Origin of the sequence: Desulfosoma sp., from assembly GCA_037481875.1 — a bacterium.
Classification (GTDB): Bacteria; Desulfobacterota; Syntrophobacteria; order Syntrophobacterales; family DSM-9756; genus Desulfosoma.
The window spans coordinates 168,848-188,944 of the sequence record JBBFKY010000006.1; the positions used below are offsets into that span (position 1 = coordinate 168,848).

The window sequence follows — 20,097 nt, forward strand, 5'->3', positions numbered from 1 at the left end:
CTCTCAGCCTTTTTGAAGAGTTTGACCATGCATCGAGTTTCTGTGCGTCCCGACTTCTGAAGACGGAAGCTTCATCGTATCAGGCGTTTGATTTGGTTATGGTGCCTGCGAAACACCTCTTCGGCCAGCTTGCTTAAATCTTCTTGAACCAGTGATGCCGGTGGAAGATCGAGAGGAGACGGCAGCTGGAATCGTTCGATTTTTTGAGGATGAATGTAAAGTTTTTTCTCTACGGACATGATTTCTTCCGCGGTAAAGTTGCTTCCCAGAAAATGCTTGTGTTCCAGGCCGCACACATCCAGGCTTTTGAGAAAGTTGAGAATCGTCAAAAGGTCGAAATTGGATTGGAAAGCCTGAATATTAATGTTCAAAGCCCGCACTTCCAACTCCAGGTCGTTAAAAGCATCCCGGTATTTGCCCATCCAGGTGAGCAATCGGTTGTAGGATTCCAAATACAGTTTTCGAAACTTACCCTTGTGAGTCAGGGCGATCACCTTGATGAATCGCACACCGGGGGCAAAAGGTTTTTGCAGGCATTCATGCCAGTATGAATTCCGAGGGATTTCCAGAAGACCTGCAAGGTGTTCCAGCAATTCGGAATCCATGGTCAGGTAACCGAGGCGCGTGAAGCGTTTGCCCACTTCCTGGGCCAAAGCGCGCACTTTTTCCGCTTGAGCCTCCAGGTCTTCCGTTTCCAGCTCGATGAGGCGTCTTTGGGTCAGGTAGTTTTCAAGAACTTCCTCTTTGACCTGTCGCGTGAGACATGTGATGAGATCGTCTTCCACCAAAATACCTCCCGGGCCCCTGTGTGTCATCCTGGTTCCCACCCCGATTGGCGGCTGTGTAGGGACTGGATGAACGCATGAGGAGAAAAAAGACGTCGGGCTTACAGGGAGCGTTGAGCCATCGTGCCTTCCTGCGCTTGAGTGACGAGAAAAGTCCGAGGGTTGATGGTCAGAGCCGGATGCGCCGGTTGGTAGTCCTCACCGTGTTTCAGAACAACCATGGAAATGCCGTGCGCTTTCGGTTCCAGAAGAACAATGGCCTGAAAAAGATCATCCAGTTCATGGCACGGGTACGGCACGCCCTTGTCGTTGGTGATGTCGATGTGCCGGTGAATACGGCATGAAAACCAGACCGCGGCACCATGGTTTTCGGCCGTCTGTTGAATGGATTCCAGTTGCTTGCGGGAAACCCGCTCAAAGTCCAGCCCATCCAAAACGATCAGAGTCGGATGAAACATCACCTGGTCCCGCAAATTCTGAATACTTTCCTCCAGCTTGGCCGGAGTGAACGTGTGATGCAGATACGACATGATAAACCTTGAAGAAACCATGTTTTCTTTGAGGTTCTTCAGCAGTGTTTCGTCCTTCACGGTGCTCCTGAAGTTTCGATACAACTCTTCATACCAAATCTTGATTTTGTCAGGCAGTTCGTCAATGCAGATGTGCAAGACCTTTTCGTTCCGAGCAAGCCCTTCCAGGGCGATAAGGGTCAGACAGGCGGTTTTGCCCACACCCGCCCGGGCGAGAAGCACGCCCATTTGCCCGGAACGCAGTGAATCTCCAAGGCAAGAGTGAATCAGTCCTGCCGGAAAAGACGATGATCCGTCAAAAGCTGTCATGAAAAACACTCCTTTGATAATGTCTGAGGAGACGGGTCCATGTCCCTGCATGTCGGCCCAGCCAATCCATATTACCCCACAAGACCGGTTAAAGGGTAGTCAAGAAAGCAGGTTAGTTTTTCCGGCCCAGTTCCTCTTTCCGTGCTCGTATGATCTCCTCGGCGATGCCTTTAGGCACAGGGCTGTAGCGAGCAAATTCCATGGTGAATTCCGCCTTGCCTTGGGTTGCGGACCGAAGCACGGTGGAATAGCCGAACATTTCCGAAAGAGGCACTTCGGCTTCGATACTTGAAAAAGTGCCGTCTTCCGCCGTGCTGATAATCATGCCTCGGCGTTGGTTCAAGGTGCCCAGAACCGCGCCTTGGAATTCGGAAGGGGTTTCCACCACGACGCGCATGAGGGGTTCCATGAGTTGCGGCTTGGCCTTTTCATACGCTTGGCGGAAGGCTCCGATGGCTGCCTGCTGAAAAGCCAGGTCCGAAGAATCCACAGGATGGGTGTTGCCGTCATGAATCGTCACTCGAACCCCCGTGACGGGAAAGCCTCCAAGAGACCCCTTTTTAAGGCAGGCGCGGAATCCCTTGTCACAGGACGGAATAAATTCCTGAGGAATCACGCCCCCGGTGATGCGGTTGACGAATTCATAATCGCCTTCTTCCAAAGGTTCAATGAATCCGGCCACACGACCGTATTGCCCTGCACCTCCCGTCTGTTTCTTGTGGGTGTAATCGAAATCCGCCTTTTGGGTAATGGTTTCACGATAAGCTACCTTGGGCTGACCGGTGGACACCTCGGCCCCGTACTCCCGTCGCATGCGCTCCACATACACGTCCAGATGCAGTTCCCCCATGCCGCAAATGAGGGTTTCTCCCGTTTCTTCGTCCAGATAGGAACGAAAAGTGGGATCTTCCTTGGTGAAACGCGTGAGAGCCTTGCTCAGGTTCATTTCGGCCTTTTTGTCTTTGGGCTTGATAGCCAAGGAAATGACGGGCTCCGGAACGTAGATGGAAGTCATGGTCAGACGTCGGCTTCCGTCCGTAAAGGTGTCCCCTGAAGCGCAGTCGATGCCGAAAAGGGCGACAATGTCGCCGGCGGAAGCGGATTCAATATCTTCCATTTCATCGGCATGCATGCGACAAAGGCGCCCGACCTTGGACACCTTGCCGGTGCGGGTGTTGACAATGGTGGAACCTTTCTCGATGGATCCCTGATAAAGACGCACATAGGTCAATTGACCGTAGCGGGTGACTTCCAGTTTAAAGGCCAACATGACAAGAGGCAGATCCGGGCTGGATTTCAAGGGGACTTCTTCGTTGTCCCGGTCCGCGTCCAGAGCCGTGTTCTGCACATCGGCTGGACCGGGCAAATAACGCAGCACCGCATCCAGCAGCGGCTGCACACCCTTGTTCTTGTAAGCGGAACCCATAAGAACGGGGGTGATTCGAAGATTCAAAGTCGCCTGGCGCACGGCCTGGTGAATGATGTCTTCGGTAACCGTTTCTTCCAGAATGGCTTCTGTGAGTTCATCGGAAAAGAGCGACAGAGTGTCCAGCATCTCCTCGCGCTTTTCCAGGGCCAGAGCCTGCAATTCTGAAGGGATATCGTGTTCGCGAACGTCTTCACCGTTGGGACCTTCAAAAGTCACGGCCTTCATGCGAATCAGGTCCACAACACCTTGATGCTCCGCTTCCAAACCCAAGGGAATCTGCAACAGAACAGGCACATGCCCAAGTTTTTCTCGAAGCTGGTCAGCCACCTTGAGCGGGTTGGCGCCGGCGCGGTCACACTTGTTCACAAAGGCGATCCTTGGCACATTGTAACGTCTCATCTGCCGGTCTACAGTTACGGACTGACTTTGCACGCCGCCCACGCCGCACAGCACCAGAACGGCTCCATCCAAGACCCTCAAGGCCCGTTCCACTTCAATGGTAAAATCCACATGCCCAGGCGTATCGATGATATTGATGGCATGGTCTTTCCACAGGCAATGCGTGGCTGCAGACTGAATGGTGATACCGCGCTCTTTTTCCAGTTCCATGGAATCCATGGTGGCGCCCACGCCGTCTTTGCCCTTGACCTCATGAATGGCGTGAATTTTCCGAGTGTAAAAGAGAATACGCTCCGTCAAGGTGGTTTTTCCCGAATCAATGTGAGCGCTGATGCCGATGTTTCTTAGCTTCGTCAGATCCTTCATCATCAATCTCTCCAGACAAGCCTTTCAAAGGTTTCCCGCCCCAAAGAAAACAAAAACGGGCACACAAGGCTTCGTGCCCGCCGGGGGAGACCGTGGGTATCAAAATTTAATCGGAAAGGGAAGAAAAAAGTCGAGCCCTATCAGGTTGTCTAAAAACGAATTTCCCCACTGGAGTGCGGCATGCCGCCCACACATCACGCACCGGACGACCGCGATCCAAGAAAAAACACGGTTTCAGGATTGAAGGGCTAAGGCGCCGCCTCGCCCCTACCCTGAAACGGCTTTAGAGACCTTGGGGGCCGGTTCCCGGACAGGTTAGGCTAGGAGCGTTCGGGAATTTTTAATTTGAGTCCGGGTTTGAGCTTCTTTGCATCGCTGATTTTGTTCGCAGAAAGGATGTCTTTCATCTCAACGTTGTATTTTCGACTGATGGCATTGAGGGTGTCACCGGGAGCCACCGTATGCACCGCCGGTTGGTTTTTCTTGACGTTGGAAGCTTTGGTGTCGGGGTTTTGCGCAGCATCTCTTGAAGAGGTTCCTTTTTCCGTTGTCGTTTTCTGCAGGGGGACCGCCTGGGGAGCTTTTTGTGGGGCTGCCTTTTCTTTGGCTGTGTTGGAATTTTCCTTTTGCGAGGCAGTCTTTGACGCTGGCTGCGGTGCGACCTTGGTTTCCTTTTCAGGCGGGGAAACCGTTAGAGACATGCCGGTGGTAAGCTTGATTTTGCTGGAAAGCTTGTTCCATTCCAGAAGATCGCTCACAGTTACGCCATACTTCTTGGCAATGGCAGCAAGCGTGTCCCCCTTTTGAACGACATGGGTGCGGGCACTCTTTTGCAGGCTCTTTTCGGAAGATGCCGCGGCACTTGGGTTGCCTTGCAGAGTCCGAGAGCTGGGTGACGACGCCCATTTGTTAAGGTTATCCACGCCGGAGTGGGTTCGGGCCACAATGAGTTTTGATCCTGGTCGCAGAGCCTGCTTTTCGTTAAGGTTGTTCATGCGAGCCAGTTGAGCGCGGGTAAGCCCATGGAGGCGAGCGACGGACTGCAGGGTTTCTCCACGACGGACCGTGTGTGTCTTTTCATAGGACTTTGGAACTTCGGAACGCACCCAGGAACTGACATCGACGGGAGGCAAGGAAGCTACCGAAGCGACCCGCACGGGTTCAAGAGGGATAAGGTGACGGAGTCTTAAGCTTTCCGCAAGGTGCACCGGTTCCAGTTCAAAGGCACGACGATAATAGACTAACGGTGTTCCAGGGGCCAGACGGGCATGGGCAGGAAGATGATTCCAGCGGGCGAGGTCTTCCGGACGCACTCCGAAACTTTGAGCCAGAGTCGGCAGATCGCTCTGGTGCTTGTCTACATAATAGAGAACCTTCTTGGGAAGAAAGCCGGCCTGAGCCAGTTCGATAATATTTCTTTTTTCGATGTCTGAAGGGTCTATCTGGGCTGCCAAAGAAGACCACGGAGCATCAAAGCGCACGTGAATATGGTCGTTGTGACGAGGCTCATGGCGAATGGCGGCGTCCGCCGAACCGTGACCCACATCGTTGAACAGCCGGTTCAGAAGATCCTCGTCAAACCCTCGGGATAGAGCATATTCAAAGAGCATTTTCTGAATTCTTCGATCCACGAAAAGGTACTGAACCCGTCCCGTGCGGATCAGGCCTTCGATGAGTGTCCATGTCTTGGGCACATCCAGGTTCCCGGCATGCATGGGAATGAACTGGTCTAGAGGCTGGTTTCCGAGAGCATACATGCCCAGGTCCACATCCCGCCCGTTTTGATGGGACTTGTGGCCCTTCAGACGTCCTCCATCGGCGGCCGAGAAATCACCGATGAAAAGATCTACAGTGTTGGGATACCTCTCCCGAACAACTTCAATGGCGTCCAAAAGGCTCCCGATCAGTTCAGGGGTGGCGTAGGATAACTCCGGATCCCGAACCTTGTATCCCCCCATGTCCAAGGGGAAGGGGATACCGTTAACCAGACGACCGCGATAAGGTTCTCCGATGGAAACGGTGAGGGCTTCTGAGCAGGAAGTCCATGCGAGACAGGTGCACAGGGTGGCCGCGGTTGCAAAGAGGTTGACAAACCAACGCCGGCGCGCCTGAAATGGGTGTTGGCCGGCGGAACTCATGCCTTTCCTAAAGTGGGCTGACCGTTCCAGGATGTCCCTCCTTGACTCGGGGTTTACCTATCTACGCGTCGAGTCGCCTCTTATCGTATGGCGGAACCCATGTCCACCACGGTGAAACCTCGATGGGCGCACCTTCCCACGGAACATCCTGCGGCGCGCCACAGTTCGTGAAAACAATTCCTTACTTAAAAAAGGCGAAAGGATCTGTCAAAGAAAAAATGCAAGTCCGCTCCATCACATGGAAAAAGTAAGCTTGGCCTAATTTGAAAGCCCTCCTGCGTTTTCAAGATTTTCCTTGTCCCGTTCCATGAAGCGGGTGTTTTTAGGAGGATTTTTTAGAAGAATGTTGAGCGTTAAGGCTCTCGTAGAGGGCGATTTGTTCGGAAAAGCTCAAACGCCGTTTCGGGGAGCCCTTTCTCCGGCACGCGTGGCAGCGAGTTTCAGAACATTGCTGGCAGAAATGGCAGTCGGGACAAGGATTTTTCTTAGGGGTTTCATGGGCGTGAGTGGGCTGATACACCTGGGACAGACCGCAGCGATGGGAAAAAGGCAGGACGCGATCGGCATCTTTGAAAGTCATGGGGAACCTCCGGCGTTTGAGTTGCTCCTGTCTTGAAGCTACACTAAGAAGCAAGGCGACCCAAAGCAAGCGAGCGGGAATGTTTCGGAATATTTCCAAGAGAACGGGGCGGGGTTGAAAAGGGCAAGACGGGTGCAGGACGTTTTGGATCATGAGTATTTCATGGGCTTAAGTCTTCAGGAAGCGGATCGAGCGGCGGCCTGTGGGGAAGTGCCGGTGGGGGCCGTTTTGGTGGGGAGGGACGGGGTGGTGTGGGCGCGTGGCCATAACCTCACGGTGACTCTAAGGGATGCCACGGCCCATGCGGAAATGGTGGTGCTCCGGCGAGCCTCGGCCTTGCTACGCAACTACCGACTTTCAGGCACAATTCTGTACGTGACCCTGGAACCCTGTCCCATGTGTCTTGGGGCTTTGATCCAGGCACGGGTGGATGCGGTGGTCTTTGGAGCCTCGGATTCCAAGGCGGGAGCTGCCGGTGGTGTTGTGGACTTGACAAGGCCAGGGTGTTTCCAGCATAGTGTTTCGGCTTTGGGTGGGGTTCGAAGCGAGGAATGTGCGCAACGCCTTGCCCGGTTTTTTCAGCAGCGGCGGAAAGACAGCCGCCGTGGATGCGGAGAGGTACCGAAGTGGCCGTAACGGGGTCGACTCGAAATCGACTTGTCCTGTGAAGAGCAGGGCACGTGGGTTCGAATCCCACCCTCTCCGCCAGTTTCGCGGATCGATAAAGCTTGCGAAGGTTCCATTGTTCTTTGCCATCATGTGATGGAGTGCGCTGCGGAGAGATGCCCGAGCTGGCCGAAGGGGCACGACTGGAAATCGTGTGTTCCGTCAAAAGCGGAACCGAGGGTTCGAATCCCTCTCTCTCCGCCACTTTTGTGTTCCACGAACCCATGCCCCCGACATCCCCATGTCCTATTTGGTTCTGGCCCGAAAATGGCGGCCTCAAACCTTTGAGGAAGTGGTCGGGCAACCCCATGTGACCCGAACCCTCAAAAATGCCGTCCAATCTGGTCGCATTGCCCATGCCTACCTTTTCACGGGAGCTCGAGGCGTCGGCAAAACCTCGGTGGCCCGCATTCTTGCCAAAGCCTTGAATTGCGAAACTGGGGTGACTCCGGTTCCGTGTAACCGCTGTTCCAACTGCCTGGAAATCGCTCAAGGCAAAGCGGTGGATGTGCTGGAAATCGACGGGGCCAGCAACCGGGGTATCGATTCCATTCGAGAGCTGAGGGAAACGGTTCGATACCGGCCGGCCAAGAGCGCCTACAAGGTTTACATCATTGACGAAGTCCACATGCTCACGCCGGAAGCCTTCAATGCCTTGTTGAAAACTCTTGAAGAACCGCCGTCCCACGTGGTTTTCATCTTTGCCACCACGGAACCGCACAAAATACCGGCCACCATTCTCAGCCGCTGTCAGCGATATGATTTTCGAAGGATCACCACCGAGGAAATCCTCGCTCATTTGCTCAAAATCGCGCAGCAAGAAGGTGTGGATTTATCGCCCTCGGTTCTGGATGCGGTGGCTCGAGAAGCCGACGGCAGCATGCGGGATGCTCAGAGCCTCATGGAGCAGCTTCTGGCCCTCAAAGGGGAAGATCAGGAAGACGGGGAACTTCTGGATCTTTTAGGCATTGTGGATCGAGAAAGCGTTCTGGAAGCGGCCGAGGCTGTTGTGGGTCGAGATCCCCTGGCGTGTTTGGATGTGGTGGAGCGTATCTATCGGCGTGGGATGGACAGCCGTCGGTTTTGTCAGAGGCTGTGCGAAGTGTTTCGAGATCTTTTGGTGCTGTCTTTTGGATCGAAAGCCTCGAAAACTTCGCCGCAAAGCTTGACTCGGGAACAAGAAAGACTGCAACGCCTGGTGGATCGCACCACGGTGGAAGATCTCTTCCAGTATTTTCAAGTTCTCGTATCCGGAGAAGAGGATATTCGAAGGGCCTCGCTTCCTCGAGTCACCCTGGAAATGTTGCTTCTTCGGCTGGCCTGTCTTCCGAAAGCGGAAACTCTGGAAAACATTTTAAGGCGGCTGGAAGAAGGCGATCGAGAAGGTCCCCATCGAAAGCCGGAACCTTCGCTGGCCGATTCAGCTTTGAGCCGAGAAAAGGGTTTCGAAAGCCTGCGGGAACCCAGCAGCGTGTCTGAGGAGGGATTTCTTCCTGGAAGCGCGACCGTTGAGCCCGCACAAACACCATCCCGGAAGCCCATGCTCCCGGAAAAACCATCACTTTCTCACGTTCTTGAACAGCCTTCCAGGGACTCCGTCGAGACTTCCCTGCCACCCGTTGAAAGTCCCTTTTCTGAGCCCTTGAACGAGATCATGGATCAAGAAAAGTTTGAGGAAGGCTTGTTGGAGGGAGGTGCGGGCCCGGTTCTGGAAGAGGCGGTTCAGAGTTGGGAAGATTTTTGCCGATGGCTGTCGCAGAGGGATCCCGTCATCGGGGCGAAGCTTACCCAGAGCACGGCGAGGGTCTCATCGCCGAACCAGATGACGGTGGAGGTTTTGGAAATCTACGAAGAAAGCGTGAAGAACGGCGAAACGGAGCAGGTGCTTCTACGGTATTTGACCCAGTACTTTCAAGGGAGACGGCCGAATTGGCGGATCAAGTTTTCCATAAAGAAAACTCGACCCCAGACAAGTGCGCGGACTCGAAAGGAATCCCCCCATACGGCGGCTTCGGTGTTGCGTCATCCGGTGGTGCAACAGGCTTTGGAAATCTTGGGGGGGGAACTGGTCGAAATACGACCGGTTCGGCCGCACAAGTCCGCTCGACGCCGCCCCGAGCCGGGCGACCAAAAGACGTAAGGAGGCGAAACAGAGGATGAAAGGATTCAATCCGTTACAACAGCTCAAAAATTTTCAAAAACGACTTGCCGAAGTCCAAGAGGAATTGTCTCATCGCACGGTGGAAGCGTCTTCCGGAGGGGGCATGGTGACGGCGGTGGCCAATGGGCGTCAGGAAATTTTGAAGATCCGGATCGATCCTCAGGTGGTGGACCCTCAGGATGTGGAAATGCTGGAAGATCTTGTCACGGCCGCGGTCAACGAGGCTTTGAAAAGATCACAGCAGATGATGGCCGAAGAAATCGGCAAACTGGCCGGAGGCGTCAATCTGCCACCGGGGCTGAACATTCCCGGCTTGTTCTAGCTTTTTGAAAAAGTCACAGTGCCGGTATCAAGAAAGGGTTTGTGTGTATGGTGACCAAGGCCCATCCGCCCGTGTTGCGGGAACTGGTCCAGAGGCTGACGAAGTTGCCGGGGATAGGGGAAAAGAGCGCCACACGGATGGCCATGTTTCTTTTGAAGGCATCCGACGACTACGTGCATGGGTTGGCGGAAAATCTGCAACGTTTGAAGAGGGAGATTCGCACCTGCCCCGTGTGTTTCCATTTCACGGACGGATCCTTGTGCGGTATATGCGCCGATGCTTCCCGTCAAACGGGGGAAATCTGTGTCGTGGAAACCAGCGCCGACCTTTTGGCCATTGAAGAATCGGGAGCCTTTAAAGGGCGTTATCATGTGCTGCAAGGGGCTTTGGCCCCCCTGGACGGAATCGGCCCCGATGATCTGCGTATTCCTGAACTTCTCAAACGCTTGGAACAGGAAAAGGTTCAGGAGGTCATTCTGGCCACCAACCCCACGGGTGAAGGGGAAGCGACGGCGCATTATCTGATGAAGCTGCTCGAAAAGGTTCCCGTGCGGGTTTCTCGTATCGCTTCCGGCATTCCCATGGGAGGGGATGTCAAATACGCAGATAAGGTCACTTTGGAAAGAGCCCTGCAGGGGCGTCGGCACGTGCAATGAAGCACAAAATGGCTTGACCCTCAAGGAATCGACTCGATATAAAGGCCTGAGTGGTCGTGGGGTGAGCGGGAACGAAAAGACGCGTTCGGGGCCGTTTCGCCGCTCCCCCCACAAGACACCGCCGCGTAAGCGGTCCTGCCCTGAACCAGCGAAGAATATGGAGTATGTCTATGGTGGAGATTCGATTTCACGGTCGAGGCGGACAGGGAGGCGTGACGTCTGCGGAGCTGACAGCCCTGGCTGCCATTGAACAGGGCAAATTTGCCCAGGCTTTTCCCAGTTTCGGCCCGGAGCGTCGAGGGGCTCCCGTCATGGCTTTTGTGAGGGTGAGCGATCAGCAGATTCGAACACGGGAAAAGGTCTACAGCCCCAATATCGTGGTGGTGTTGGATCCGACCTTGTTACAGATCGTCGATGTGGAAGCCGGGGTTCCCGAGGACGGCATCGTTATTGTCAACACCAAATTCAGTCCCGCAGACATTCGGCAATCCCTGGGTTTGAAAAGACGTCTGGCCGTGGTGGATGCCAGTACCATCGCCGTGGAAACCCTCAGGGTGCCTATCACCAACACAACCATGCTGGGGGCGCTCATCAAGGCCACACAAGTGATTTCCATGGAGGCTCTCAGGAGCCCTATGGAAAAGCGTTTCGGACCCATTGCGGAAAAGAATCTCAAAGCCTGTCAAAGAGCCTACGAAGAGACGGTGGTGGAGGGATAAACGGTGGCCAAGGAAACGGGAATCGTGAGTTGGAAGGACCTGGCGTTAGGGTGCACCTTGACGGAGCCCGGCACGGCGGCTCGGCTCAGAACGGGAGACTGGCGCTCCATGCGCCCTGTGACCAATTACGAGCTGTGCAATAAATGCGGCCAGTGTTACATCTTTTGCCCGGATATGGTGTACTCTCGGACGGCCGAGGGATATTACGAGGCGAATTATTTCTACTGTAAGGGCTGCGGCATTTGTGCTCGAGAATGTCCCAAGGACGCCATCCAAATGGTACAGGAGGAAAAGTAAGATGGGCAAGAGAGTGGGAATGGAAGTCTCCATCGCCGCGGCCGAAGTGGTCGGGTTATGCGATGTGGACGTGATCGCGGCGTATCCCATCACGCCGCAGACGCACATTGTGGAACACCTTTCGGAATTGGTGGCGGACGGACATCTGGATGCGGAATTTGTGCCCGTGGAATCGGAGCACAGTGCCATGAGCACCTGTGTGGGAGCGGCGGCGGCCGGCGCGCGCACCTTCACGTCCACGAGCTCTCAGGGTTACGCTCTGATGGCCGAAATCTGCTACATTGCTTCGAGCCTTCGACTGCCCATCGTCATGGCGGTGGCGAACCGGGCTTTGAGCGCCCCCATCAACATCTGGAACGACCATTCGGACATGATGATGGCCCGGGATACGGGCTGGATTCAAACGGTGGCCGAAAACGGTCAGGAAGTGGTGGACCTTTTGTTGCACGCTTACCGTGTGGCTGAAGATCCTCGCGTGCTTCTTCCTGTGATGGTGAATCTGGACGGTTTTACCTTGACGCACATGATCGAGCCTATCTGGCTTCCGGACAAGGACGAAGTGCAACGGTATCTTCCGCCGTATAAGCCGCAAATTCGGCTGGATCCTCGAAATCCCATGACCTTCGGGCCTGTGGGCATGCCGGAGGTTTACACGGAAGCCAAGAAGGCTCAGGATGAGGCCATGAACGGGGCCTTGCCCGTGATTGTGGAAGCGTGGCAGGAATTTGAAAAGCAGTTCGGGCGGTCGTATCACCCGGTGGAAACCTATAAGACCGAAGGTGCCGAGATTCTGCTTTTGACCGTAGGCAGCGTGTCCGAGACGGCCATGACGGCCGTGGACAAGATGCGCGCCCAAGGCCGGAATGTGGGGCTGGTGCGTTTGAGACTATGGCGGCCTTTTCCGGCCAAAGAACTGGTCAATGTTTTGAAGACGGCCAAAGCGGTGGCCGTGGTGGATCGTGCCATGGCCTTCAGCACGCGAAGCGGCCCTCTGTGCACGGAAGTCAAAGCGGCTCTTTACGATCACGGAGTATCGCCCTATGTGCAGAATTATATTGCCGGCTTGGGCGGTCGGGATGTGACGGTAGAAGACTTTGAGATGATGGCGGCCAAGACGAGTGATGGACTCGCCAAGGGCCTTCCCATGGGATACGAAATCGTGAATGTGAGGGAATAAATGGGCATCGCAGCGGAAGCACTCAAGGATTTCAAGGGCTTCAACCCGAAGAAGCTCCCCGAAGTGGAACCGCTTTCTCCCGGCCATCGAGCCTGTCAGGGGTGCGGCGAGATTCTGGCGCTGCGTCAAGTGCTTAAGGCTTTGGGAGAAAACGTCATTGTAGCCAGTGCCACAGGGTGCATGGAAATCGTCACCTCGCCCTTTCCGCAGACGGCGTGGCGGGTGCCTTGGATTCATGTGGCCTTTGAAAACGCCGCAGCGGTTATAAGCGGTGTGGAATCGGCTTACAAGGCGCTGAACCGCAAGGGGAGAATCAATCAACCCGATGTGGTCTTTTTGGCCTACGGGGGGGACGGCGGCACGGCGGACATCGGCTTGCAGGCCTTGAGCGGGGCTCTGGAACGGGGACATAATTTCATCTATGTTTGTTTGGACAACGAAGCCTACATGAACACGGGAATTCAGCGTTCTTCGTCGACCCCTTACGGAGCCATGACCACCACGTCACCTCCGGGTAAGAAAAGCATCGGGCAGCGCACCTGGAAAAAGAACGTGGCCTACATTGCGGCGGCTCACGGCATTCCGTACGTGGCCACCGCGTCACCCGCCTTTGCTCTGGATCTCATGAACAAGGTCAAAAAGGCGGCCATGATTCCGGGACCGGCGTATTTGCACATCTATTCACCGTGCCCGACGGGATGGCGTCATGAAACGGATTTGGCCATCGAGGTGGCTCGGTTGGCGGTGCAAAGCAAAGTCTTTCCGCTTTATGAAGTCATTGACGGCAAATGGATTTTGTCACGAAAGATCGCGAAACCCAAGCCGGTCAGTGAATACTTCAAGGTGCAGCGCCGCTTTCGGCACCTGACGGAAAAGGACATTGAAGAGATTCAGCGTCGCGTGGACGAAGAATACGAAGAGCTGCTGCGACGCTGTGCCATGAGCGGTGAGCCCGAAAAGAAGGAAGCCGAGGAAGCCAAGGAAGACTGAGTGTTGAAGGGCGCATGTGGTTTTCGGCGTCCCGGAACGGTGTTCGAAAGCGGTTGTCTTCCTGGAAGCGAGGGCCTTCAGGTTGCACGACTTGCCGGCCGAAAGCCGACGTTCCGGAAAAAACTCCAGGTTCCAGTTTGGCGGGGCGATGTATCGCCTCGCCCCTGGTTCGAAACGGTCTTCGATGCAGCGGTTTGAGAGGATTTCGGACATCTTGTGGTAGCGGTTGGGTTTGCCCTTGACAAAAAGCCCTGCCTTTGCTACTGATGCGCGGCGCTTTCGGGAAGACCTTTTTGAAAGCGCCTCCATTCCCCGGTAGCTCAATCGGCAGAGCGGGTGGCTGTTAACCACTAGGTTGGCGGTTCGAGTCCGTCCCGGGGAGCCAAGAATTCATCCGTGAATTTCAGCGGTTTTTCGCGAACGTAAGACCCCGTGGGGTGATCCCTTCGGGGTCTTGTCGTTTCCGGCATGACCGTGCCGCCTGACGCCCGCGAGCTCATTGACCCGATTCGACATGACTTCCCGCCGATTTGCGCCAATCGCATACCGAGCCGCTGCAATGTAGCGCTAGTTGAAGACCCTGAGGCGTTTACGGAAAGAAGCTTTACTGCTCCGTGCCCGCGCGAAGCCTTCATTCGCGAGTTAGCGGAAGTTTGTCGTAAAAGAGCCCACACTGACCGATTTTAGTCCAGTAAGTCCCTCAAAACACGTCGCTGAAGGGGGCACAATCTGATTTTAGGGGTGCACAAGGAGGCCGTTGAAGAGGTTCGCTTTCATCATCCGGAACCTGACACCTAGCAATGAATCCAACAGAACCCTCGAACGCAAACACAAACGGAATGCTAAGACTCTTCGTCCACGGCATACCGAAGCACGGTTTCTGGAACCACGACCGCTTCTGCCGAGGCGTCTTGACCGTGGATGACGTCGTGGTCCGCGGCCGCCTCTTCGAGACACCCTCCGGAATCCCCGTCCTGATTGTTCCGGAGGAGGACATCCTCACCGTCGGGACCAACAATCCGCCCGCCGACGCGGCCACGCAAGCGCGCGTCGTGGCCCACACGCCCAATCCCGAGTTAATCCCCAACCGGCCTCCGAAGAAGGGCACAGGCCCGCCCTGGGGGCCCGTGTACGGGGAGCTTCTGAGCTTCGACGACCCAGAGACCCGCCTTCCGGCCATTGACCGACTGGAGGGATTTCATCCCGACGGCCCCTGCCTGTACCGGCGCATCCTGACTTCGGCGCAGGTCCACGGAATCGTGGTTCCGGCATGGCTCTATGTTGCTGATGTAACTGAATATCTCGGTTTCAATCCGCTTCCGTCAGGCAAATGGCGATCGTGAAAGCCGACTCGATCAACCCACGGATTTCCTTTGCTTTTCTCTTGCCAACGATATAACATACGTCATTAAATTCGAGCAGGAGCCGTAGTCTGTTATTCAGACGAGAGGTGCAGCGAACGGACACAGACGGTCGAAGTCTTTCGGCATTGGTAAAAGAGATACGACGTGAGCTTTCCTTGAGCCAGGAAGACCTGGCGCGGCAGCTCGGCGTCAGTTAAGCGACCGTCAACCGATGGGAGAACGGTCTATCCGAGCCTGCCAAGCTCGCAAAGACCCAACTGTAGAGCTTTTGTAAGAAGATATCCGGTCAGGGCAAGTTGACGTTTCCGGAGGGTGAGCACAGATGACGAGCGAACTCGAAAAACATAAACCACCGCTGGCACTTAAACAGATTGAGGAATTGGCCCGGGCTCTGGGCGAGCGGGGCAAGTGCCTCTTACAGGAATTCTTCCCCGGAGAGGAGAGCTGACATGGCCAAAGACACGAACAACGGCGCGAATCTCGGCTTTGAGTCTGAGCTTTGGCGTGCCGCCGATGCGCTGCGCTCCAACATGGACGCCGCCGAGTACAAGCATGTCGTGCTCGGTTTGATCTTCCTCAAATACATCTCAGACGCCTTCGAGGAACAACGCGCCAGGTTGGAAGCGGAACGAGCCCAGGGAGCCGACCCGGAAGATCCCGACGAGTACCGCGCCGTCAACATATTTTGGGTGCCCAAAGAGGCGCGCTGGTCGAACCTCAAGGCCAACGCCAAGCAGCCGACCATCGGCAAGGTCATCGACGACGCCATGCTCGCCATCGAACGCGAAAACCCCTCACTCAAGGGCGTGCTGCCCAAGGACTACGCCCACCCGCGTCTCGACAAGCAGCGGCTCGGCCAACTGATTGACTTGATCGGCAACATCGGATTGGGCGACAAGGCAAATCGGTCAAAGGATATTCTCGGCCGGGTGTACGAGTACTTCCTTTCTCAGTTCGCCAGTGCCGAGGGGAAAAAGGGTGGTCAGTTCTACACGCCCCGCTGCGTCGTTCGACTCCTTGTCGAGATGCTCAGTCCCTACAAAGGCCGCGTGTATGACCCCTGTTGCGGCTCAGGCGGCATGTTCGTCCAGTCAGAAAAGTTCGTCGAATCCCACGGCGGCAAAATCGGTGACATCAGCATCTACGGCCAAGAGTCCAACCATACCACATGGCGACTGGCCAAGATGAACCTGGCCATTCGCGGCATCGACGGCAATCTCGGCAAGGAACACGCCGACACCTTTCGCCGCGACCTGCACCCCGACCTCAAAGCCGATTTCATCCTTGCCAATCCGCCTTTTAACATGTCCGATTGGGGGCTCGAATACCTCAAGGACGACAAACGCTGGAAATACGGCATACCGCCTGCGGGCAACGCCAACTTTGCTTGGGTGCAGCACATCATCCATCATCTCGCCCCAACCGGCGTGGCTGGCTTTGTACTCGCCAACGGCTCGATGTCCTCCAACCAATCGGGCGAGGGCGAAATCCGCAAGAACATCATCGAGGCCGATCTGGTGGATTGTATGGTGGCGCTGCCGGGGCAGCTCTTTTACTCAACGCAGATCCCTGCCTGTCTGTGGTTTCTGGCCCGGGATAAGAAGAACGGCCGCTTCCGGGACCGGCGCGGCGAGGTACTTTTCATTGATGCGCGCAAAATGGGCCGCATGGTGGACCGCACCCACCGCGAACTCACCGATGAGGACATCGCAAGGATAACCGGCACCTACCACGCCTGGAGAGGGGAGAAGGCGGTGGGTGAGTACAAGGACGTGCCCGGCTTTTGCAAGAGCGCCACGTTGGAGGAGATCCGCAAGCACGGCTATGTGCTCACGCCGGGCCGCTACGTCGGAACCGAAGCGGTCAAGGACGACGATGAGCCCTTCGAGGAAAAGATGCAACGGCTCGTGGCCCAACTGCGCGATCAACAGGTCGAGGCGACGCGGTTGGAGGCAGCGATTGAGGCAAATTTAAAAAAACTTGGATTTTGGAATCTGGGACGATGACGCCGGAACAGCTTCAAGAGCTTCTTCAGTGTGGCGAGGCGCTGGACGTTGAGTTCAAAGGAGAAGAGCGCAATGCTCTCTCGGACAACGAGTTGGTGGAAGCCATTGTGTGCCTAGCGAACCGTTCGGCCAGCACCCCCGGCTGGCTCCTCATTGGGGTCGAGGATGACGGGCGCGTGACCGGTGCCCGCCCCAGACAAGAATCTGGTCGCACCGATCCCTTACGGCTTGCTGCACTCATCGCCAATCGCACGCGTCCATCGCTGAGCGTTCGTGTTTTCGTCGTGCCTTGGGAAGACAAAGAGGTTTTAGCCATCGAAGTGCCTACATCTCCAACCCCCGTGGCTACCACAGGCGGGAAGTATCTCCGCCGCGCCTTGGGCAGTGATGGCAAACCCTGCTGCGTCCCGATGTACTTCCACGAAATGCACGCGCGGCAAGCAGACCGGGGCGTTGAGGACTACTCGGCTCTGGTGATACCCGAGGCCCGCTGGGGGGATTTAGATCCGCTGGCATTTGAGCGCTTTCGCCGGAGTATCCGCGAACGCCGAAACGGCGACGTGACGCTCCTCCAGCTCTCCGACTTAGATCTAGCCAAGGCGCTGGGAGCGGTGGAAGCCAACGACCAAGTCCACGCCATTCGGGTGCTAGGCCTTTTGCTCTTTGGCAAGGAAGAGGCGCTGCGACGGCTCCTCCCTACCCACGAAGTTGCCTTCCAAGTTCTCAAGGGGCAAAAAGTGGAGGTCAACGACTTTTTCCGCTGGCCGCTCCTGCGCGTCCTGGAAGAGTTCGAACAGCGCTTTGCCGCTCGGAACCGAGAAGAGGAAATCCAGGTAGGACTTTTCCGGATCGGTGTTCCGGATTATTCTCCGGCGGCTTTTCGAGAGGGATTGGCCAATGCGCTGGTGCATCGCGACTATACTCGTCTTGGGGCTGTGCACGTGCAATGGCACCCTGACCACATGGAAATCTCAAACCCAGGCGGATTCCCCTAGGGTGTCAGGTTGGACAACTTGCTGGTGACGCAGCCTCGGCCGCGTAACCCCTTGCTCGCCGACGCATTCAAGCGGGCGTGCATCGTCGAGCGCACCGCCCGGGGCATCGATACCATCTTTTACGAGCAGCTACGCAATGGCCGGCCCGTGCCGTCTTATGAACGCAGCAATGAAAGCGGGGTGGTGCTCCTTCTCCCAGGCGGCGAGGCCAATCTCGATTTTGTTCGTCTGGTAGTTGAGGAATCCCGAGCCGGACGTGGACTTGGACTGGATGACCTGCTCATCCTGAATGCCCTTTGGCAGGACCGGCGTCTGACCACCGAGGAAGCTGTGTGTTTCACCCAGAAACCGGCAGCCGAAGTCAGGGCTGTGCTCAACCGCCTCGTGGAAATGGGTCTTATTGAGGCGCGGGGCGAGCGCAAGGGGCGCTCTTGGCACCTTTCGGCCACCACCTACCGCCGCCTAGGCAAGCCTGCGGCTTATGTGCGCCAGCGGGGCTTCGAACCGCTGCAGCAGGAGCAGATGGTACTGCAGTATGTGGAAAAGCACAGGCGTATCACGCGCAAGGTGGCGGCGGAGCTGTGCCGGATCGGCCCGTACCAAGCGACGCGTTTGCTAGCCAGGCTCGTTGAGGATGGACGCCTCATCCGTCACGGCGAGCGAAAGGCGGCCAGATATGAGCGGGGGCAAAAAATATGAGCGCGCTCATAAGTTTTGGAGAACCGCTCATATATTTGAGCGCCGTCGATAAAAATGCACGTGTGCGTTTATTTGTGCGGTGCGTGTGTTTCTCGGCAGGTACGGGGTGGCAGCAGGCCGAGGCCGCGCGGCTGGATGCGGCCATCGCTAGGAACCTCAAGGAGCTGGGCTATGACCTTTGAGCAGCTAATGGAGAGACGGGAGGAGATCCTGCGGATCGCCGCCAAGCACGGCGCCCGCAACGTGCGCGTGTTTGGCTCTGTGGCCCGCGGCGAAGCGGACGAGGAAAGCGACATCGATCTCATTGTCGAATTCGAGCCCGGACGCAGCCTGCTCGACCACGCGGCGCTCTGGCTCGAACTGCAGGAGCTGCTCGGCCGCAAGGTGGACGTGGTGAGCGATCGCGGCATCAAGCCCCGCATCCGGGATCGGGTGCTCAAGGAGGCCGTGCCCCTATGAGAGACCCGAAGGAGCGCCTGCGGGACATCCTGGATGCCATCGCTCGGATCGAGCGCTACGCCTCCCGAGGCCGCGAGGCCTTCGAGCAGGACGAGCTCATCCAGGTCTGGATCTTCCACCACATTCAGATCATCGGTGAGGCGGCGGCCAACCTGGGCCGGACCTTTCACGAGGCGCACCCTGAGGTTCCCTGGTCTCAGATCGTCGCCATGCGCAACGTGCTGGTTCACGAGTACTTCGGAGTAGACCTCGGGGAGGTCTGGAAGACCGTGGAGCGCGATCTGCCCGCTTTCAAGGGCGCCGTCGAGGCGCTCCTGCGGCAGCTGGAGGAGTAGACATGAGATCCGTCGCGTGCGCTGGTGGCTGACAGGTCAGACGCCGCCATTGTCAAGAACCTTAAGGAGCTGGGCTATGACCCTTGAGCAGTTGCTGAAGGAGAAACGGGACGAGATCCTGCAGATTGCCGCCAAGCACGGCGCCCACAACGTGCGCGTGTTTGGCTCTGTAGCCCGCGGCGAAGCGGACGAGGAAAGCGACATCGACCTGGTTGTCGAATTCGAACCGGGACGCAGCCTGTTCGATCTTGGGGGGCTCCAATACGAACTGGAGCGCCTGGTGGGACGCCGGGTGGACGTGGTGACCGAGCGCGGCCTCAAGGCGCGCGTCCGCGACCGGGTGCTCAAGGAGGCTGTGCCCCTATGAGAGACCCGAAGGAGCGCCTGCGGGACATTCTGGAAGCTATTGCCGCCATCGAGCGCCACCTCCGGGGCAGGGCAGAGTTCGAGAGCGACGAGTTGCTGCAGGGATGGTTCATACGCAACCTACAGATCATTGGCGAGGCGGCCCGTGCCCTGCCGGAGGACGTGCGCGCGCTCGCTCCGGACATCGAGTGGACGAAGATGATCGGGATGCGCAACGTCTTAGTGCATGGATACTTCGAAATCGACACCGAGATTGTCTGGCAAGCCGCGAGCCGCGACGCTCCTGCGCTCAGGCCGCATGTCGAGGGGCTCCTGCGGCAGCTGGAGGGGCAGGAATGAATCCGGTCCG

Annotated in this window: 21 protein-coding genes and 3 tRNA genes; 20 read left to right on the plus strand and 4 right to left on the minus strand. The window is 56.5% G+C overall.

The window, feature by feature from the left end; genetic code table 11:
- Nucleotides 1-71: 71 nt before the first annotated feature.
- The 4 genes from WHS46_10015 to WHS46_10030 all read right to left on the minus strand — a co-directional run bounded on the left by WHS46_10015 (nucleotide 72) and on the right by WHS46_10030 (nucleotide 5,956).
- Nucleotides 72-815, minus strand: a complete 744-nt coding sequence (locus tag WHS46_10015; protein ID MEJ5349010.1) for a hypothetical protein — start codon at nucleotides 813-815, stop codon at nucleotides 72-74.
- A gap of 71 nt (nucleotides 816-886) precedes the next feature.
- Complete coding sequence (locus WHS46_10020) at nucleotides 887-1,624, minus strand: hypothetical protein (protein MEJ5349011.1); 738 nt, start codon at nucleotides 1,622-1,624, stop codon at nucleotides 887-889.
- 112 nt (nucleotides 1,625-1,736) lie between these two features.
- Nucleotides 1,737-3,821: an elongation factor G gene (gene fusA, locus WHS46_10025; protein MEJ5349012.1), complete on the minus strand. Its 2,085-nt coding sequence runs from the start codon at nucleotides 3,819-3,821 to the stop codon at nucleotides 1,737-1,739.
- Nucleotides 3,822-4,138: 317 nt separating this feature from the next.
- Nucleotides 4,139-5,956 carry a penicillin-insensitive murein endopeptidase gene (locus WHS46_10030; GenBank protein MEJ5349013.1) on the minus strand — a complete coding sequence of 606 codons (1,818 nt, stop codon included), beginning with the start codon at nucleotides 5,954-5,956 and terminating at the stop codon, nucleotides 4,139-4,141.
- Nucleotides 5,957-6,668: 712 nt separating this feature from the next.
- On the opposite strand from WHS46_10030, the gene tadA reads away from it, so the two are divergent.
- From tadA to WHS46_10130, 20 genes are all read left to right on the plus strand, one after another.
- Complete coding sequence (gene tadA / locus WHS46_10035; GenBank protein ID MEJ5349014.1) at nucleotides 6,669-7,172, plus strand: tRNA adenosine(34) deaminase TadA; 504 nt, start codon at nucleotides 6,669-6,671, stop codon at nucleotides 7,170-7,172.
- Nucleotides 7,149-7,244 (plus strand) — tRNA-Ser (locus tag WHS46_10040). Before tadA ends, WHS46_10040 begins: the two co-directional genes overlap by 24 nt.
- 68 nt (nucleotides 7,245-7,312) lie before the next feature.
- Nucleotides 7,313-7,406 (plus strand) — tRNA-Ser (locus WHS46_10045).
- A 37-nt stretch (nucleotides 7,407-7,443) separates the two neighbouring features.
- Complete coding sequence (gene dnaX, locus WHS46_10050) at nucleotides 7,444-9,342, plus strand: DNA polymerase III subunit gamma/tau (GenBank protein MEJ5349015.1); 1,899 nt, start codon at nucleotides 7,444-7,446, stop codon at nucleotides 9,340-9,342.
- Between the two features lie 16 nt (nucleotides 9,343-9,358).
- Nucleotides 9,359-9,685 carry a YbaB/EbfC family nucleoid-associated protein gene (locus WHS46_10055; GenBank protein MEJ5349016.1) on the plus strand — a complete coding sequence of 109 codons (327 nt, stop codon included), beginning with the start codon at nucleotides 9,359-9,361 and terminating at the stop codon, nucleotides 9,683-9,685.
- A 47-nt stretch (nucleotides 9,686-9,732) separates the two neighbouring features.
- A complete protein-coding gene (gene recR / locus WHS46_10060) occupies nucleotides 9,733-10,341 on the plus strand; it encodes a recombination mediator RecR (GenBank protein ID MEJ5349017.1) in 609 nt (202 codons plus the stop codon).
- A gap of 170 nt (nucleotides 10,342-10,511) precedes the next feature.
- Nucleotides 10,512-11,060 carry a pyruvate ferredoxin oxidoreductase subunit gamma gene (locus tag WHS46_10065; protein ID MEJ5349018.1) on the plus strand — a complete coding sequence of 183 codons (549 nt, stop codon included), beginning with the start codon at nucleotides 10,512-10,514 and terminating at the stop codon, nucleotides 11,058-11,060.
- 24 nt (nucleotides 11,061-11,084) lie between these two features.
- Nucleotides 11,085-11,357 (plus strand): 4Fe-4S binding protein, encoded by a 273-nt coding sequence (locus WHS46_10070; protein MEJ5349019.1) that lies wholly within the window; start codon nucleotides 11,085-11,087, stop codon nucleotides 11,355-11,357.
- Nucleotide 11,358: 1 nt separating this feature from the next.
- Nucleotides 11,359-12,534: a transketolase C-terminal domain-containing protein gene (locus WHS46_10075; GenBank protein ID MEJ5349020.1), complete on the plus strand. Its 1,176-nt coding sequence runs from the start codon at nucleotides 11,359-11,361 to the stop codon at nucleotides 12,532-12,534.
- Nucleotides 12,535-13,524, plus strand: coding sequence for a pyruvate synthase subunit PorB (gene porB / locus WHS46_10080; GenBank protein ID MEJ5349021.1), 990 nt, complete (start codon nucleotides 12,535-12,537; stop codon nucleotides 13,522-13,524).
- 309 nt (nucleotides 13,525-13,833) lie between these two features.
- Nucleotides 13,834-13,909: transfer RNA gene (locus WHS46_10085), tRNA-Asn, on the plus strand.
- A 532-nt stretch (nucleotides 13,910-14,441) separates the two neighbouring features.
- On the plus strand, nucleotides 14,442-14,867 hold the full coding sequence (locus WHS46_10090) for a gamma-glutamylcyclotransferase family protein (GenBank protein ID MEJ5349022.1): 426 nt from the start codon (nucleotides 14,442-14,444) through the stop codon (nucleotides 14,865-14,867).
- Between the two features lie 470 nt (nucleotides 14,868-15,337).
- Nucleotides 15,338-16,894, plus strand: coding sequence for a class I SAM-dependent DNA methyltransferase (locus WHS46_10095; protein ID MEJ5349023.1), 1,557 nt, complete (start codon nucleotides 15,338-15,340; stop codon nucleotides 16,892-16,894).
- Nucleotides 16,891-17,889 carry an RNA-binding domain-containing protein gene (locus tag WHS46_10100; protein MEJ5349024.1) on the plus strand — a complete coding sequence of 333 codons (999 nt, stop codon included), beginning with the start codon at nucleotides 16,891-16,893 and terminating at the stop codon, nucleotides 17,887-17,889. The genes WHS46_10095 and WHS46_10100 overlap by 4 nt, the downstream gene beginning before the upstream one ends.
- A 9-nt stretch (nucleotides 17,890-17,898) precedes the next feature.
- Complete coding sequence (locus tag WHS46_10105; protein MEJ5349025.1) at nucleotides 17,899-18,588, plus strand: ATP-binding protein; 690 nt, start codon at nucleotides 17,899-17,901, stop codon at nucleotides 18,586-18,588.
- A complete protein-coding gene (locus WHS46_10110) occupies nucleotides 18,585-18,770 on the plus strand; it encodes a hypothetical protein (protein MEJ5349026.1) in 186 nt (61 codons plus the stop codon). The genes WHS46_10105 and WHS46_10110 overlap by 4 nt, the downstream gene beginning before the upstream one ends.
- Nucleotides 18,760-19,047, plus strand: a complete 288-nt coding sequence (locus tag WHS46_10115) for a nucleotidyltransferase family protein (protein MEJ5349027.1) — start codon at nucleotides 18,760-18,762, stop codon at nucleotides 19,045-19,047. The genes WHS46_10110 and WHS46_10115 overlap by 11 nt, the downstream gene beginning before the upstream one ends.
- Nucleotides 19,044-19,382, plus strand: a complete 339-nt coding sequence (locus tag WHS46_10120) for a DUF86 domain-containing protein (GenBank protein ID MEJ5349028.1) — start codon at nucleotides 19,044-19,046, stop codon at nucleotides 19,380-19,382. The genes WHS46_10115 and WHS46_10120 overlap by 4 nt, the downstream gene beginning before the upstream one ends.
- Before the next feature lie 76 nt (nucleotides 19,383-19,458).
- Nucleotides 19,459-19,749, plus strand: a complete 291-nt coding sequence (locus WHS46_10125; GenBank protein ID MEJ5349029.1) for a nucleotidyltransferase family protein — start codon at nucleotides 19,459-19,461, stop codon at nucleotides 19,747-19,749.
- Nucleotides 19,746-20,087, plus strand: coding sequence for a DUF86 domain-containing protein (locus WHS46_10130; GenBank protein ID MEJ5349030.1), 342 nt, complete (start codon nucleotides 19,746-19,748; stop codon nucleotides 20,085-20,087). The genes WHS46_10125 and WHS46_10130 overlap by 4 nt, the downstream gene beginning before the upstream one ends.
- Nucleotides 20,088-20,097 lie beyond the last annotated feature (10 nt).